The sequence below is a fragment of the Botryobacter ruber genome, assembly GCF_003347595.2.
In the GTDB taxonomy this organism is placed as follows: domain Bacteria; phylum Bacteroidota; class Bacteroidia; order Cytophagales; family Hymenobacteraceae; genus Pontibacter; species Pontibacter ruber_A.
Window position 1 is genome coordinate 1 of the sequence record NZ_QCZK02000029.1, and the last position, 14,502, is coordinate 14,502.

The following is a 14,502-nucleotide window of genomic DNA, read 5'->3' on the forward strand; positions in this document are numbered from 1 at the left end:
ATACAGGAAGGAGATTCCTTGTGGTCCATATCACCAAGTGTATGTAGATTCCCTATAGTTACCTTCCTGCATCTGTCTTTTAAAAGTATATAAAACTTGTACTGTATACGCTTGTAGTAAAGGTATGAGATCCCCTACGGGGAGGGCCGTTTCATTCTAGCGGATTCTCCCCTTGAGGGGAGCGGGAGGGGTGTTTACACCTGCGAAAAATCCTGTCAACTTAATTTCAGACTTTTTACCTTCGAAATTAACACCCCTATAATCCCCTCAAGGGGATAGTCTCGGAGAATGAAACGGCCCTACCCCTACGGGGAGGATAAAAGAGAAATAGTTTTGTGGAACTGAGTAAACTCTATCTGGTATATGTTATTCCTGAAAATCCTAAAATTCTGTAAATCCTGATTCAGACAAAATAGACGCTATGAAATCTTTGGAACTGCTGAAAAACAAAAAAGCCGGTCCATTTACGGCACCGGCTTTCCTGAAAATTTATCTTCTTTTAAAAATGGGCTTCCCCAACTTCTTTCTTGCCCAGGAACACGGCTCCCACCATCGCTACCAGGAACAGCACCGAAGCGAGCTCAAACGGGAGCAGGTACTGCGTATAAAGCACCTGGCCCAGGTTCTCCACCATCCCGATTTGTGAATTAAAGTTGCCCGGCGTATGCTCCGTTACATTTGCATCTTTCAGACCGGCTACTAATATCACCAGCAGCATGCCACCGGCAATTGCCCCGGCCAGTTTGCTGAGGGTGGGGGTCGAAACCACCTGCTGGTTCTGGTTCAGGAACATGATCACGAACAGGAACAACACCATGATGGCGCCTGCATATACGATAATGTTAACGGCCGCCAGGAACTGTGCATTCAGCAAAACGTAATGTCCTGAAATGGTAAAGAAGGTAACGATCAGGAACAGCACGCTGTGTATCGGGTTTTTGGAAATAACCACCAGCAGGGCGCACAGCAGCGTAAGGGATGCAAGAAAGTAAAACAGGCTCTCTGTTGTCATGGGAGTTTATTTTGTTTCGGTGGTTTTTAACGGTTCAACCAGTCTGTCTTTTCCGTAGAAGAACTCATCGCGCTCGTAACGGGCCGGCGCAATTTTATCGTCCTGCAGGAAAATAGCTGCTTTCGGGCAGGCTTCCTCGCATAGTCCGCAGAAGATGCAGCGCAGCATGTTTATCTCGTAAGTAACAGCATACTTCTCTTCACGGTACAGGTGCTCCTCGCCTTTCACCCGCTCACCGGCTGTCATGGTGATGGCTTCGGCAGGACAGGCTACAGCACAAAGTCCGCAGGCGGTACAGCGTTCGCGTCCCTGCTCATCGCGCTTGAGCACGTGCAGGCCACGCCACACATCGCTGCGCTGGCGTGTTTGCTCCGGGAACTGGATCGTTGCTTTCTTTTTGAAAAAGTGTTTTAGGGTTACCCCCATTCCTGAAAAAATAGCAGGCAGGTACGCTTTTTCAGCGAACGTCATCTCCTTTTTTTCCAGTTGTTTTCTTCTATTGGTTAGTGGTTCCATCTCTTATCTGTTATAAATGTATCTACACGTTGTTTTACTTTACAACAACACAACGCCCTTCAACATTCAAATACCATTCCTTTAATTAAAATACTTTATCCTCTCAGGTAGTCGAACAGCAGGATGCCGCCGCCTGTCAGCAGGATATTGAAAATAGCCAGTGGGATCAGGATCTGCCAGCCCAGTTTCATCAGTTGGTCGTAGCGGAAGCGTGGCAATGTCCAGCGTACCCACATAAAGAAGAAGATAAAGAAGAATATCTTCGCAAACATGACGATTACGCCCAGCACGGTTATCACGTTGTTTGCGGTAACCGGGTCATCGGAAATCAAGGCGCCCAGTTCGTTCATGAACGGGAAGTTGTAAGCGCCAAAGTACAAGGTAGACATAACAGCCGAAGCCACAAAAATGTTGATGTACTCAGCAAACAGGTACAGGCCCAGTTTCATGGAACTATACTCGGTGTGGTAGCCGCCCACCAGTTCCGCCTCACATTCGGGTAAGTCGAACGGGGTACGGTTGGTTTCGGCGAAGGCACACACCAGAAAGATGATAAAGCCCAATGGCTGATACCAGATGTTCCAGTTAAAGCCTGCCTGCTGTGCTGCAATCTCGCGTAGCGACAGCGTGCCCGACATCATCAGTACGGCAATAATGGATAAGCCCATGGCCAGTTCGTAGCTGATGTTCTGGCTGGCAGCCCGGATCGCGCCCAGCAACGAGAATTTGTTATTGGAAGCCCAGCCACCAATCATAATGCCATACACACCCAGCGACACAACCCCGAATACATACAGTACACCAATATTTACTTCAATTGCCTGCAGGTACAGCTCGCGCCCGTTAATAATCAGCATATCGCCAAAAGGTATTACCGCACTCGACATACAGGCTATCAGCATGGCCACTCCCGGGCCTACAATAAAGAGTGTCTTGTTGGAGCGGGCAGGGATAAATTCTTCTTTAAAGAACATTTTGCCCGCATCGGCCAGCGGCTGCAGCAAACCAAACGGACCGGCACGGTTGGGCCCGATGCGGTCCTGGATAAAGGCGGCTACTTTACGCTCGGCGTAAGTAGAGTAGGTGGCAATCAGCAGCGTAATGCCGAAGATGACCAGGATGTAAATTGCTTTATAAATTAGATCTACGGATTCCATTGTTCAGGTGCGTTTGGTAAATCTTTCTTAGCTGATTTCGGAAGGTTTGGCACGATTGGCACATTGGCTACCGGCAACTCGTAATGGTTGGCAGAGATAACCGAGCTGTGCTCGATTTTACGCGGACCTTCGATGGTCCAGTCGCTCATCTCCTTTTTGTCGAAGCGGCAGGTATTACAGATAAACTCTTCTACTTCGTTGTACTTGTCTTTGCGGGCTGTTACACGCAGTACGGTTTCGCCGCGGTTCCAGAGCGTTACCTTGCCGCTGCAGGTAGGGCAGTCGCGGTGGGCGTCCAGTGGCTTGGTGAACCACACGCGGTTTTTGAAACGCCAGGTTTTATCCGTCAGCGCACCCACCGGGCATACGTCAATCACGTTACCGGAAAAGTCGTTATCGACCATGTTCTCGATGTAGGTGCCGATTTCGGCAGCATCGCCACGACCTAACACGCCATGTACCCGTTTATCGGTTACCTGGTCGGCGGTGTATACGCAGCGGTAGCAAAGGATGCACCGCGTCATGTGCAGCTGGATGTAAGGCCCCAGGTCTACGCGGTTGAAAGTTCTTCTTTCTTCTTCGTAGCGGGTGGCGCTCACGCCATGCTCGTAGGAGAGGTCCTGGAGGCTACACTCACCGGCCTGGTCGCAAACCGGGCAGTCGAGCGGGTGGTTGATGAGCAGCATCTCTACAATGCTTTTGCGGGCATTGAGTACGTCTTCGTTTGTGGTGTTTTCCACCACCATGCCGTCCTGCACCTGCGTAATGCACGAAGCCACCAGTTTTGGCATTGGGCGTGGGTCTTTGGTAGAGCCCTGCGTTACTTTCACAAGGCACACGCGGCACTTGCCACCACTGCCTTTCAGGGGAGTGTAATAACACATAGCAGGCGGCACCACATGGCCGCCAATTTTGCGGGCAGCCTGCAGGATGGTAGTGCCATCTTCTACTTCTACTTCTATTCCGTCGAATGTTATTTTAGCCATTTGAGTTATTGGTTATTAGTTATTCGATATTGGGGATAACTAATAAAATTTAATGGTTTATTCTATCTTATTGCTGATTCAGATTTGTAATCCGAATCTTGGGAGCCTTGGGATTTGTAATCCCAGGCAGTTGCTGTACCTTAATTGAGAACAGTGCTGTTTGATGATAGCGGACTCTCCCCTTGAGGACAACCTAAAGCGAGAGCTTTAGAGCTGCGAGCATGGCTCTTGGAGGGGTGTTTACACCTGCGATCAAATTGCAGAAGCGGTAAATAAAACATATTACCTTCGAAATTTAAACCCCTATAGTCCCCTCAAGGGGATAGTCTCCGCTGTAATGCCTGTTTTTCTTTGCAGCAGCACTCACCATTGCTACTGCTTAAGCACTCACTGTCGCCAACTGCCCCTGGTACACCGCTCCCGGAGCCGTTGCTTCGCGTGGGTACTTGATGTGCCACTCGAACTCGTCGCGGAAGTGACGGATGGCGGCAGCTACAGGCCAGGCAGCGGCATCGCCCAATGGGCAGATGGTGTTGCCTTCGATTTGCTTGGCTACGCTTACGAGCAGGTCGATGTCCTGTTGGTGGCCGTGGCCGTACTCGATGCGGTGGAGTACTTTTTCCATCCAGCCTGTACCTTCGCGGCAGGGGCTGCACTGCCCGCATGACTCGTGATGGTAGAAGCGGGAGTAGTTCCAGGTGTTACGCACGATGCACTGTTGGTCGTCGAATACGATAAAGGCACCGGAGCCCAGCATAGAACCGCTCACAAAACCACCGTCGGATAAAGACTCGTAGCTCATGAGGCGCTGCTCACCGGCAGCTGTCTTCAGGATCAGGTCGGCTGGCAGAATAGGAACGGAGCTACCGCCTGGTACGACTGCTTTTAGTTTCCGGCCTTTCCAGATGCCGCCACAGTATTCGTCGGAGTAGATAAACTCTTCTACCGGCACGCCCAGGTCAATTTCATACACACCCGGGTTGTTGATGTTGCCGCTGGCGGAGATCAGTTTGGTGCCGGTGCTGCGGCCTATGCCTACTTTGGCGTACTCGGCACCTGTGTTGTTCACGATCCAAGGCACACTGGCGATGGTTTCCACGTTGTTTACCACCGTTGGGCAGGCAAACAAACCTTTTACCGCCGGGAACGGGGGCTTGTTGCGCGGGTTGCCACGCTTGCCTTCCAGCGACTCGAGCAAAGCTGTTTCTTCACCGCAAATGTAAGCACCACCACCGGGCGCTACGTGCAGGTCCAGGTCGTAACCGGAACCCAGGATGTTTTTGCCCAGCAAGCCGGCAGCGTAGGCTTCTGCAATCGCTTTCTCGAGGATGCGCAGGATAAACATAAGCTCCCCGCGGATGTAGATATAGGAGGTATTGGCGCCCAGGGCGTAGCTCGAGGTAATCATACCTTCCACCAGCGCATGCGGGTTGCGCTCCATGAACCAGCGGTCCTTGAACGTGCCCGGCTCCGACTCGTCGGCGTTGCAAACGAGGTAGCGCGGCACACCTTCCGGTTTGGCCAGGAAGCTCCATTTCATACCTGTCGGGAAGCCGGCGCCCCCGCGGCCACGCAGCCCCGAGGTTTTTACTTCCACCACCACCTGCTCCGGCGACATCATTTTCAGGGCTTTCTCTACAGATTTGTAGCCGCCATGCTTCCGGTAGACGTCGATGGTTTCGATGCCTGGTACGTTGATATGTTCGGTTAATATTTTAAGTCCCATTGCTGGATATCTCTCTTTTTTGTAGCGGATGATTAAACGTAACGAGGCTGCCTATTTTTTATAAGCAGCCACATGGTACGGCGTTTCAACTTCTGATTTGCGCATCATGTCCAGGAAGGCATCCACGCGCTCCTCGGTATCGAGGTTCTCGTAGAATTTCTCGCGTACCTGCAGCATGGGGCCTGTACCGCACGAAGCCAGGCACTCTACCGGCTTCAGGGTAAACATGCCATCGGCGCTGGTACCGCCTTCTTCCACACCCAGCTTTTCTTTCAGCATGTCAATCAGCTGATCAGCGCCACGAAGGCAGCAAGGGCCGGTACGGCATACTTCCAGTACATGCTTTCCTACCGGCTTCAGGTTGAACATGGTGTAGAAGGTGGCTACTTCGTATACCTCGATCGGTTGGATGTTGAGAATCTCCGCCACCTTGTCCATTACCTCGGGACTTACCCAGCCGCCAAATTCGGCCTGCGCAATGTGCAGGATGGGTAAGATAGCCGATTTCTGGCGTCCTTCCGGGTAGTGGCTGATGTAGCGCTGTATGTCGGCCATGGCCGCGTCAGAAAACTTTACTTCGTTTTTTATATCTGCCATTTTTTTATGGTCACTGGTCCTGTTGGGATTCAGTGGTAATTGATATAGACTTAATCGTGAACAGAGCTATAAAAAGCTACTGTCATTGGTGCCGCAGGGAGAAATTTGAGTTAATCTTTCTTTGTGTCACTACCAGATTTCTCCCTGCGGTCGAAATGACACAAATATTTTTATGAATCGAGCTCGCCGGCAATAACGTTCAGGCTGCTGAGCGTCAGGATTGCGTCTGACAGCTGGCTGCCGATAATCAGTTCCGGGTATGCCTGGTAGTAGATAAAGCACGGACGGCGGAAGTGCAGCCTGTAAGGCGAGCGGCCACCGTCGCTAATGAGGTAGAAGCCTAATTCACCGTTGCCTCCTTCTACCGAATGGTACACTTCACCCACCGGAGCGTCAATCTCGCCCATCACAATTTTAAAGTGGTAGATGAGCGCTTCCATGCTGCGGTATACCTCCTGCTTTGGCGGCAGGTAATAGTGTGGTGCATCGGCATGGTAAGAGCCTTCCGGCAGGTTGTTGATCGCCTGCTCGACTATCTTCAAACTTTCCCATACTTCGGCGTTTCGCACGATGAAGCGGTCGTAGATGTCGCCGCTGTTTCCTACTGGGATCTCGAAATCGAAGTCCTCGTACGAAGAATACGGGTTCATCACACGCACATCGTAATCTACCCCGGCAGCACGCAGGTTCGGGCCGGTGAAGCCGTAGTTAAGCGCACGTTCTGCCGATATCTTGCTGATGCCCTGCGTGCGGTCCATGAAAATACGGTTGCGGGTAAGCAGTCCCTCAAACTCCGACCATACTTTCGGGAACTCCTTCAGGAACTCCTTGATCAGGTGAATGGCCTTAGGGGAAAGGTCGCGCTCCATGCCGCCGATGCGGCCCATGTTGGTGGTGAGGCGGGCGCCGCAAACTTCTTCGTAGATATCGTACACCTTCTCGCGCATCTGCATTACGTACAGGAAGCCCGATAAAGCGCCGGAGTCCACGCCGATAACCGAGTTACAGATGAGGTGGTCGGTGATGCGGGCAAGTTCCATCATGATGACCCGGATGTACTGCGCACGCTTCGGAATGGTAATTCCTAACAGCTTTTCTACCGTCATGTGGTAGCCCATGTTGTTGATGGGCGCCGAGCAGTAGTTCATGCGGTCGGTGAGCGGGGTAATCTGGTAGAAAGCCCTGCGTTCTGCTATTTTCTCGAAGGCACGGTGAATGTAGCCGATCGTCGGTTCTGCCGACATAATCTTCTCACCGTCCATCTGGAGGATGTTCTGGAAGATACCATGCGTGGCCGGGTGCGTAGGCCCCAGGTTCAGCGTGGTATAGTTCGTGTTGTCCTGGTGTCTCAGGGAAAGCTCACGCGTGCCCCGCACCGGGTCGAGGGCAGTTGTGGGTTTATTTTTAATTTCAGTCGCCATAATTGTTTTGTTCTGGTTGTTGCCGGCAACCCGCAGGGGCTACAGGCAAGGCAACAGCTTAACGTCCGAAGTAAGTATCGATTTTGTCCTCCCGCGTTGGGTCTTCCAGCGGATACTGTTTCAGCATCGGGAAGTACTCCATGTCTTCCACATTCAGGATGCGTGTCAGGTTCGGATGGCCCTGGAACACGATGCCGTAGAAGTCGAACGTCTCCCGCTCCATCCAGTTAGCCGTAGCATATAGCTTTGTCAGGGTCGGCATGACCGGGTCCTCTTTTGAAAGATACACCTTGATGCGGAGACGGAAGTTGTGGCGCAGGCTGTGCAGCTGGTACATCACACAAAGCTCCTTGCCTTTCTGCTCCGGGTAGTGGATACCGCACATCGTAGTCAGAAACTGAACCTGCAGTTCCTTGTCCTCATACAGGTATTCTATTAGCGGCAGGATGGTTTCGCGGTCGGTATGGAAGGTCATGATGCCATCGGGGTTGTAGGCATCCCATACATGCTCTTCGCCAAACTGTTCGATTATCTTACCGAGTACGTTTTCGTTCGTAAGCTCCATTTGCTTATTTTATGTTGTAAGAGGCTAACAGGGCCTGGTATTCAGGCGAGTTGCGGCGGCGCAACGATTCGTTTTCTGCCAGATCCTGCACGCGCAGCACACCTTCCAGAATCTGCTCCGGACGAGGCGGGCAACCCGGTACATACACATCTACCGGTACAATACGGTCGATTCCCTGTAACACAGAGTATGTATCGAAAATACCGCCGGTCGTGGCACAGGCGCCTACGGCAATTACCCAGCGTGGCTCCGCCATCTGCTCGTATACCTGCTTTACCACCGGTCCCATTTTTTTAGCGATCGTACCCATCACCATCAGCACGTCGGCCTGGCGCGGCGAAAAGCTCATACGTTCCGAGCCGAAGCGGGAGAGGTCGTAGGTAGAGCCCATGGTAGCCATAAACTCGATGCCACAGCACGAAGTGGCGAAGGGGAGCGGCCAAAGGGAGTTTTTCCGGGCAAGGCCTACAATTTTTTCAAGTGATGTGGCAAAAAAGCCTGCACCCGTATAGCCTTCAGGTGCCTCTGCAAAATTTGTATTATTATTTGTATCGCTCATTTTTCGTATCTCTAAATTATTTCTAAAAAAGGAGTTCGTTTCCTGGTTTAGAAACAATTTTTGGCATGTAAAAGTTTAAATGCTTACTCCCACTTTAAAATGCCTTTTTTCAGGACATAGAAAAAGCCGACGAGCAGCAGGCCCATGAATACGAGCATCTGGATAAAACCTTCCACACCAAAGCTTCTGAAATTAACTGCCCAGGGATAGAGGAATATAATTTCCACATCAAAAAGTACAAACAGGATGGCCGTCATGAAATATTTATAGGAGATAGGCGTACGGGCATCGCCAACAGACTCAATACCACTTTCCCAGGCAGCGTCTTTTACCTTGCTGCTACGCTTGGGGCCGAGCAGGTGGGTGAGGCCAAGTGCGAAAAGCACAAATGCCAGCGCCGCGGCAAACTGAATGATAATGGGAAGATAATCCGACGGTACATACTGGTCTACAGTTGTTTCCATATAATTTTTTGTCCTTTATCGAAATTTAGTAACAAAATTAGAGATAAATACCCACAATCAAAAGACTAAAAATAACAGAAATAGGGTGTTTTTACTTGTTGTAATATAAGTAATATTTGTTGAAAATGCAGATGTTTTGTTGGTAAGGTGTAATTTTTATGGTCTCATGTTTGTGTTTGTCTTATGTTATGGTGTTGTGGGTGTATTTGGTAAGGGGGTGTGGGGTTGAAGCGTGCGGTTTTGTTTTGGAGAGGGTGTTTGGTTTTTGCTATTGTGGCTGTGGGTGGCTATTTCAAAATGAAGGGCCAGGGGCCTTTTCGCCTGCGGCATATGTAAATAACCTTGCTCCCTCCAGGGCGGAAAAAAGGTTATGTTGCGTCCTGTATTTGGGTTTTGAGGAGTAGGAGAGGGTGTGGTGGCAGGAGCAGAAAGGTCCTGAAATGATCGGAGCCATACAGCATTGCATGGCTCCGGATAATAAGGGCTTAATTGAGTTGCTATTGTTTGATTATTTTCCTGGTAGCTACCGCATCACCTGTGTGCAGCTGCAGCAGGTAAAGGCCGGATGGAATATTAGCCAGATCAAGTTCCTGCTGTGTGGTGGTAGGTTTCAGTTGTTTTGTTAAAACGGTTTTGCCGGTCAGGTCAGTAACTGTTAAAGTTGCCTGGGTGGCAGACTGTGCAAAACGAACTGTAATGTTATCGGCAGTCGGATTGGGGTATGCTTCTGTCAGGAGCGCTGCTACTTCTTTTGAGGCTGAAGTGATGGTCTGGAAATTGGAATAGACGATACGTAACATAGGTTCGTACCTGCTGGCCTGGTCATTCCACATCTCCTCAATCATTTCTGTTACCTGGTTGGAGGCGTTAAAAGTGTAGCGAGTCTTTGAGCCGTATTGAATGTCCCAGGCACCATTTTCCCATTCTTCATCCTGGTTTAAAAGTACATTTCCGTGTGCATCTAACGTTTTAGTGTAGCGCCAGTTGTTTACCCACGCGCCATTTTTCCACTCCTGATCGATTCCCACATAGCTGTCATTTTCGCCAAATGTCGCAGTCCATTTACTTTCGTTTACCCAATTGCCATCCACCCATTCCTGCTCAATTGCGCTAGTCCACCAGTCTTCCTCATTGAAATAACTGTTAATATCTCCGGCTGTAAATTCTCGCCAAACAATGTTTGTAATATGCTCGTATGGTTCCATTGTGCCGGCTTCATTTGTCTCCGAATAAATAATTGCGGTAGGAGCCGTGTTGGGAGCTGTATACGTATAGGTAGTGTTTCCATCTGCTTCCCATGCTGTGCCTTCCCTGGAATAATCTGTGACTTCTGTAAGGTCGCCGCTGGAATTATAAGTTAACGTGGTTCTCCAACTTAGCTTCCAAGTGCCTTCTTCCCATTCACTTTCTGTTACTTCTGATAGCCGACCATTAGAATCGTAGGTAATTGTGGTTTGGTAGCCATATTGTATCACCCAGTTTCCACCTTCCCATCGATAATAAACGAAGCCGGTGTTGTGTCCCTCCTGGCTATAGGAGAGCGTGTATTTATAGGTATTTGTTCCCTGACTATTTTGGCCTGCTTCTTCTGTAATGCGACCCATATTGTCGTATGTGTAGGAGAAAGTTGAGGTTTGTCGCCAGCCTGTGCCTTCAGGTTCGTACTCTGTGCTGGTGAGCGGCCTGGAAATGGTAGAAGCTGCCAGTCGATGTGTTGTGAAACGAGCATCAGCAACCTTTAATGTTTTAGCTATCCGTTGGCGTTTTTGCTCAAGTCGTTTAGTGGAATTCAGCCCGAATGGGCGCTGTTGTTCTGCTTGTGCCGCATCTGTTAAAACAAGCTGCAGGAAACACGCCAGCAGTACAGGCAGACAGGTGTTTCGGACGTTAAAACCAGAGTAAATTTTTTGCATAAAGAGAGTTTTTTTGAGTTTAAACATTAAAAATAACTTAATATTTGAATATTTGTCAATACCCACTTCTGGGTATTTTGAAGTCTGTTGTTTCAAGTCCAACTGGGGCTATAACCGGCAGGAAACAGGAGGTAGAACAAAGCAAAAAAGTCCCCCTGAAACTGTTTCAGGCGGGACTTTTAATTGTTGAGCTTCTGTAACACTACTTCCCTTCCCTCAAAAATGGATACCTATAATCCACCGGCGGCACAAACGTCTCCTTGATCGACCGCGCCGAAACCCAGCGCAGCAGGTTGAGCATGGAGCCTGCCTTGTCGTTGGTGCCGGAGGCCCGGGCGCCGCCGAAGGGCTGCTGGCCTACCACGGCACCGGTTGGTTTGTCGTTGATGTAGAAGTTTCCGGCTGCGTTGCTTAGTTTTTTGGTGGCCAGTTCCACGGCATAGCGGTCGCGGGCGAAGATGGCGCCGGTGAGGGCGTAGGGCGACGTGTCGTTTACCAGCTCCAGCGTGTCCTCGAAATTGTGCTCGTTGTACACGTAGATGGTAATAACCGGTCCGAAAATTTCTTCGCACATGGTCACGTACTGCGGGTTGTGCGCGAGCAGCACCGTAGGTTCGATAAAGTAGCCTTTCGATTTGTCGTAATTGCCGCCGGTTATCACTTCCACTTCATTGCTTTTCTTCGCATTCTCAATATACTGTGCAATTTTATCGAACGACTTCTCGTCAATAACGGCGTTGATGAAGTTGGAGAAATCTTCGGGTGGTCCCATTTTAAAGGACTTCAGATCTTCCCGTATGTACTGTTCTACTTCCTCCCACAGGTTATCCGGGATATAGGCGCGGGAGGCGGCGGAGCATTTCTGGCCCTGGTACTCGAAAGCGCCGCGGGTGATGGCCGTAGCCAGCGCTTTGGCATCTGCAGAAGGATGGGCCAAGATAAAGTCTTTGCCACCTGTTTCGCCTACAATGCGCGGGTAGCTTTTGTACCTGTGGATGTTGTTGCCGATGGTTTTCCAGATGTGCTGAAACACGCCGGTGCTGCCTGTAAAGTGGATGCCGGCAAAATCGCGGTGGTTGAAGATCACGTCGCCTGCCGTTGGGCCGTCTACATAAATCAGGTTGATGACGCCGTTTGGCAGCCCCGCCTCTTCCAGCAGTTCCATGATCATGTGGGCCGCATAAATCTGGGTGTGTGCCGGTTTCCAGATCACCACGTTGCCCATCATGGCGACCGAGGTAGGCAGGTTGCCTGCAATAGCCGTGAAGTTGAACGGCGTGAGCGCAAACACAAAGCCTTCGAGCGGGCGGTGCTCCATGCGGTTCCATACTCCCGGCGACGACTCGGGCTGCATCTGGTAAATCTCCGTCATGTAGTGCACGTTAAAGCGCAGGAAGTCGATCAGTTCGCAGGCAGAATCTATTTCGGCCTGAAACGCATTCTTCGACTGCCCCAGCATGGTGGCGGCGTTTAGCTGCGCGCGCCAGGGACCAGCCAGGAGGTCGGCTGCTTTCAGGAAAATACTGGCGCGGTGCTCCCAACTCATTTCAGCCCAGGCTTCGCGGGCGGCCAGGGCCGCGTTTATGGCTTGTTCCACGTGGGTCGCGTCGCCTTCGTGGTAGTAGCCAAGCACGTGCTGGTGGTCGTGGGGCTGCAGGATGGGCTGTTTGTTGCCGGTGCGCACCTCGTCGCCGCCAATGAACATGGGCACGTCTACCTCGTCGGCTTTCAGGGCCTGGTAGGTGCTGAGCAGCTCTTCCCGCTCAGGAGAGCCCGGCGCATATGATTTTACTGGTTCGTTTACAGGAGTGGGTACTTTAAAAAATCCGGTTGCCATACGTGTTTTACCTCGCATTTAAGTGTGACTGAAAATTGCCTGAAGGCAAAAGGTATTTTTAGTACGAATGGAAACGTGAATTAGAAAAAATCTGATGAAAAAAATTAATGGGCTGATGGGGTAATGTGCTAATTGATTAATGTGCTGATGTGCTAATTTTTAAATGGATGAATTGTTAAATTGTTGTAATTCTGAAGACTTTGATTCAGGCAAAAGGAGCAGAGGCTGTGGTGGCAGGAGCAGCGCATTTTTTTAAGCTTCCTGGAGGCTGTTTTTTATGCTGCTCCTGCCACCATTGCCTCTGCTGATGTCTTGAACACGATTATGAGATTAAAGGATAAGCAGGATTCTGTTACGCAATAGCGAAATCTTTATGATCATTTAATCTTTTAATCCTGTTCAAGACAATCCTCATTCAGACAAAAATTCAGCACCTTACTAAAGTATCTGCTTCAGCTCGCTGAGGCAGCGGATTTCGTAGGTAGGTTTGCTGCGGTGCCTCCTGTTTTCGGGGTTAAAGAAAACCTGGTCTATACCGGCGGCTTTGGCGCCTTCTATGTCACATTCCAGGTTGTCGCCCACCATCAGGCACTCGTCCGGCGTTACGTTGATGCGCTGCAGGGCATGTTCAAAAATACGTTTGTCGGGTTTTTTATAGCCACAGCATTCCGAAGTCACAATTTCCTTGAAGTAAGGGTGCAGCTGCGAAGAGTTCATCTTTACATATTGTATTTCCTTAAAGCCATTGGTGATGATGTGCAGGCCGTACCGTGGCTGCAGGTACGCCAATACCTCGTGCGTGTAAGGGAAAACCGCTGTTTTGGTGGGGCAGAGCGTAGTGTAGGCGTCGGGCAGGCCGGCGGGGATCTGGTGCTGCTGCAGGCCCAGCCCGAGGAGTGTTTTCTGAAAACGCTGGTGGCGCAACTCCTCCTGCGTTATTTTTCCCTTGTTGTAAAGGTCCCAGAGGCGGGTGTTTATAAACCTGTATTTCCGGTAAAATGAATTACAATCGAATTTTCCGTGTTCTCCTAAAGCAAACTGGTCGAACAGCGCGTACAGGGTTTCTTCTGCGTTTTTTTCAAAATCCCAGAGCGTGTGGTCCAGATCGAATAGAATGTGTGTGTATTTTTTCATGGAAGCATTGTAATTCATTTTTTAGAACGCAACGGAAATGCCTGTGTTTTGCCGGATTAAAGTTAAATTTGCATGAGGCAGGTGCGGTAGCTAAAACAATAAAAGGTCCGGTGCAATAACAGCCGGGTTCCTGAAGTTAAAGGATAGAATATAGTGTTTTTGCCTGATTTAAGGTGCCATCCAGCGTCTGGCCTGTATTTTGTTGACAGCTAATTCGCGGTTCGAAAACAGGATTCGGTATATTTCCTGGTCTTTGAGCAGCACCGGGTCCCGTTCCAGGTAACTGTATATCTGCGTAAGAACATCGGCGGTTTCTTCTTTGAGGGAATAGAATACCCACTGGTCTATTTTGCGGGGCGTAACCAGGCCGGCGCCTCTTAAATACGAAAGATGCCGCGACGTTTTGGTCTGGGTAAAGTCGAGTACCTGTTCGAGGTCCGATATACACATTTCTTTGTTGTGCAGGATCAGGCTGATGATGCGGATGCGCGATTCATCGGCCAGGGCTTTAAAAACCTGTTCACCAAAGGCAATATTAAAATGTTTAAGTCTCATGCCGTGTATTCCCAAACAAAATTAGGGAAAACCTGCTATAATAAATTATTAAAAAGTAAA

14 protein-coding genes are annotated in these 14,502 nt (G+C 50.0%); all 14 read right to left on the reverse strand.

Translation table 11 applies throughout. The features are described 5' to 3' along the window. Positions 1 to 499 precede the first annotated feature (499 nt). The 14 genes from DCW36_RS08105 to DCW36_RS08170 all read right to left on the reverse strand — a co-directional run bounded on the left by DCW36_RS08105 (position 500) and on the right by DCW36_RS08170 (position 14,442). A complete protein-coding gene (locus DCW36_RS08105; RefSeq protein ID WP_114781833.1) occupies positions 500 to 1,012 on the reverse strand; it encodes an NADH-quinone oxidoreductase subunit J family protein in 513 nt (170 codons plus the stop codon). A 6-nt stretch (positions 1,013 to 1,018) separates the two neighbouring features. Next, positions 1,019 to 1,528, reverse strand: a complete 510-nt coding sequence (locus DCW36_RS08110; RefSeq protein WP_114781834.1) for a NuoI/complex I 23 kDa subunit family protein — start codon at positions 1,526 to 1,528, stop codon at positions 1,019 to 1,021. Between the two features lie 95 nt (positions 1,529 to 1,623). Continuing rightward, a complete protein-coding gene (gene nuoH / locus DCW36_RS08115; RefSeq protein WP_114781835.1) occupies positions 1,624 to 2,685 on the reverse strand; it encodes an NADH-quinone oxidoreductase subunit NuoH in 1,062 nt (353 codons plus the stop codon). Then, a complete protein-coding gene (locus DCW36_RS08120) occupies positions 2,673 to 3,671 on the reverse strand; it encodes a 2Fe-2S iron-sulfur cluster-binding protein (RefSeq protein ID WP_114781836.1) in 999 nt (332 codons plus the stop codon). The genes nuoH and DCW36_RS08120 overlap by 13 nt, the downstream gene beginning before the upstream one ends. A 379-nt stretch (positions 3,672 to 4,050) precedes the next feature. Then, positions 4,051 to 5,397, reverse strand: a complete 1,347-nt coding sequence (nuoF, locus tag DCW36_RS08125) for an NADH-quinone oxidoreductase subunit NuoF (protein WP_114781837.1) — start codon at positions 5,395 to 5,397, stop codon at positions 4,051 to 4,053. Between the two features lie 51 nt (positions 5,398 to 5,448). Then, the gene (locus DCW36_RS08130; RefSeq protein WP_114781838.1) at positions 5,449 to 5,994 is read right to left on the reverse strand and encodes an NADH-quinone oxidoreductase subunit NuoE family protein; all 546 of its coding nucleotides are present in this window, start codon (positions 5,992 to 5,994) and stop codon (positions 5,449 to 5,451) included. 170 nt (positions 5,995 to 6,164) lie between these two features. Further along, positions 6,165 to 7,415: an NADH dehydrogenase (quinone) subunit D gene (gene nuoD / locus DCW36_RS08135; RefSeq protein ID WP_114781839.1), complete on the reverse strand. Its 1,251-nt coding sequence runs from the start codon at positions 7,413 to 7,415 to the stop codon at positions 6,165 to 6,167. Between the two features lie 58 nt (positions 7,416 to 7,473). Then, the gene (locus DCW36_RS08140) at positions 7,474 to 7,980 is read right to left on the reverse strand and encodes an NADH-quinone oxidoreductase subunit C (RefSeq protein ID WP_114781840.1); all 507 of its coding nucleotides are present in this window, start codon (positions 7,978 to 7,980) and stop codon (positions 7,474 to 7,476) included. Positions 7,981 to 7,984: 4 nt separating this feature from the next. After that, positions 7,985 to 8,539: an NADH-quinone oxidoreductase subunit B gene (locus tag DCW36_RS08145; RefSeq protein ID WP_114781841.1), complete on the reverse strand. Its 555-nt coding sequence runs from the start codon at positions 8,537 to 8,539 to the stop codon at positions 7,985 to 7,987. A gap of 83 nt (positions 8,540 to 8,622) precedes the next feature. Continuing rightward, entirely contained in the window at positions 8,623 to 9,003 is a 381-nt protein-coding gene (locus DCW36_RS08150) for an NADH-quinone oxidoreductase subunit A (protein WP_114781842.1), read from the reverse strand. Between the two features lie 497 nt (positions 9,004 to 9,500). Next, complete coding sequence (locus tag DCW36_RS08155) at positions 9,501 to 11,012, reverse strand: T9SS type A sorting domain-containing protein (protein ID WP_125185361.1); 1,512 nt, start codon at positions 11,010 to 11,012, stop codon at positions 9,501 to 9,503. Between the two features lie 106 nt (positions 11,013 to 11,118). Continuing rightward, positions 11,119 to 12,753 (reverse strand): L-glutamate gamma-semialdehyde dehydrogenase, encoded by a 1,635-nt coding sequence (gene pruA, locus DCW36_RS08160; protein ID WP_114781844.1) that lies wholly within the window; start codon positions 12,751 to 12,753, stop codon positions 11,119 to 11,121. Between the two features lie 438 nt (positions 12,754 to 13,191). Next, positions 13,192 to 13,887: a YjjG family noncanonical pyrimidine nucleotidase gene (locus DCW36_RS08165; RefSeq protein WP_114781918.1), complete on the reverse strand. Its 696-nt coding sequence runs from the start codon at positions 13,885 to 13,887 to the stop codon at positions 13,192 to 13,194. Positions 13,888 to 14,055: 168 nt separating this feature from the next. After that, entirely contained in the window at positions 14,056 to 14,442 is a 387-nt protein-coding gene (locus tag DCW36_RS08170) for an ArsR/SmtB family transcription factor (protein WP_114781845.1), read from the reverse strand. Between the last annotated feature and the right edge of the window lie 60 nt (positions 14,443 to 14,502).

Excerpts from the sequence above, each read along its gene's own strand:
- DCW36_RS08105 (WP_114781833.1), bottom strand. The coding sequence starts at position 1,012 with ATGACAACAGAGAGCCTGTTTTACTTTCTTGCATCCCTTACGCTGCTG.
- DCW36_RS08110 (WP_114781834.1), bottom strand. The coding sequence starts at position 1,528 with ATGGAACCACTAACCAATAGAAGAAAACAACTGGAAAAAAAGGAGATG.
- nuoH (WP_114781835.1), bottom strand. The coding sequence starts at position 2,685 with ATGGAATCCGTAGATCTAATTTATAAAGCAATTTACATCCTGGTCATC.
- DCW36_RS08120 (WP_114781836.1), bottom strand. The coding sequence starts at position 3,671 with ATGGCTAAAATAACATTCGACGGAATAGAAGTAGAAGTAGAAGATGGC.
- nuoF (WP_114781837.1), bottom strand. The coding sequence starts at position 5,397 with ATGGGACTTAAAATATTAACCGAACATATCAACGTACCAGGCATCGAA.
- DCW36_RS08130 (WP_114781838.1), bottom strand. The coding sequence starts at position 5,994 with ATGGCAGATATAAAAAACGAAGTAAAGTTTTCTGACGCGGCCATGGCC.
- nuoD (WP_114781839.1), bottom strand. The coding sequence starts at position 7,415 with ATGGCGACTGAAATTAAAAATAAACCCACAACTGCCCTCGACCCGGTG.
- DCW36_RS08140 (WP_114781840.1), bottom strand. The coding sequence starts at position 7,980 with ATGGAGCTTACGAACGAAAACGTACTCGGTAAGATAATCGAACAGTTT.
- DCW36_RS08145 (WP_114781841.1), bottom strand. The coding sequence starts at position 8,539 with ATGAGCGATACAAATAATAATACAAATTTTGCAGAGGCACCTGAAGGC.
- DCW36_RS08150 (WP_114781842.1), bottom strand. The coding sequence starts at position 9,003 with ATGGAAACAACTGTAGACCAGTATGTACCGTCGGATTATCTTCCCATT.
- pruA (WP_114781844.1), bottom strand. The coding sequence starts at position 12,753 with ATGGCAACCGGATTTTTTAAAGTACCCACTCCTGTAAACGAACCAGTA.
- DCW36_RS08165 (WP_114781918.1), bottom strand. The coding sequence starts at position 13,887 with ATGAAAAAATACACACACATTCTATTCGATCTGGACCACACGCTCTGG.
- DCW36_RS08170 (WP_114781845.1), bottom strand. The coding sequence starts at position 14,442 with ATGAGACTTAAACATTTTAATATTGCCTTTGGTGAACAGGTTTTTAAA.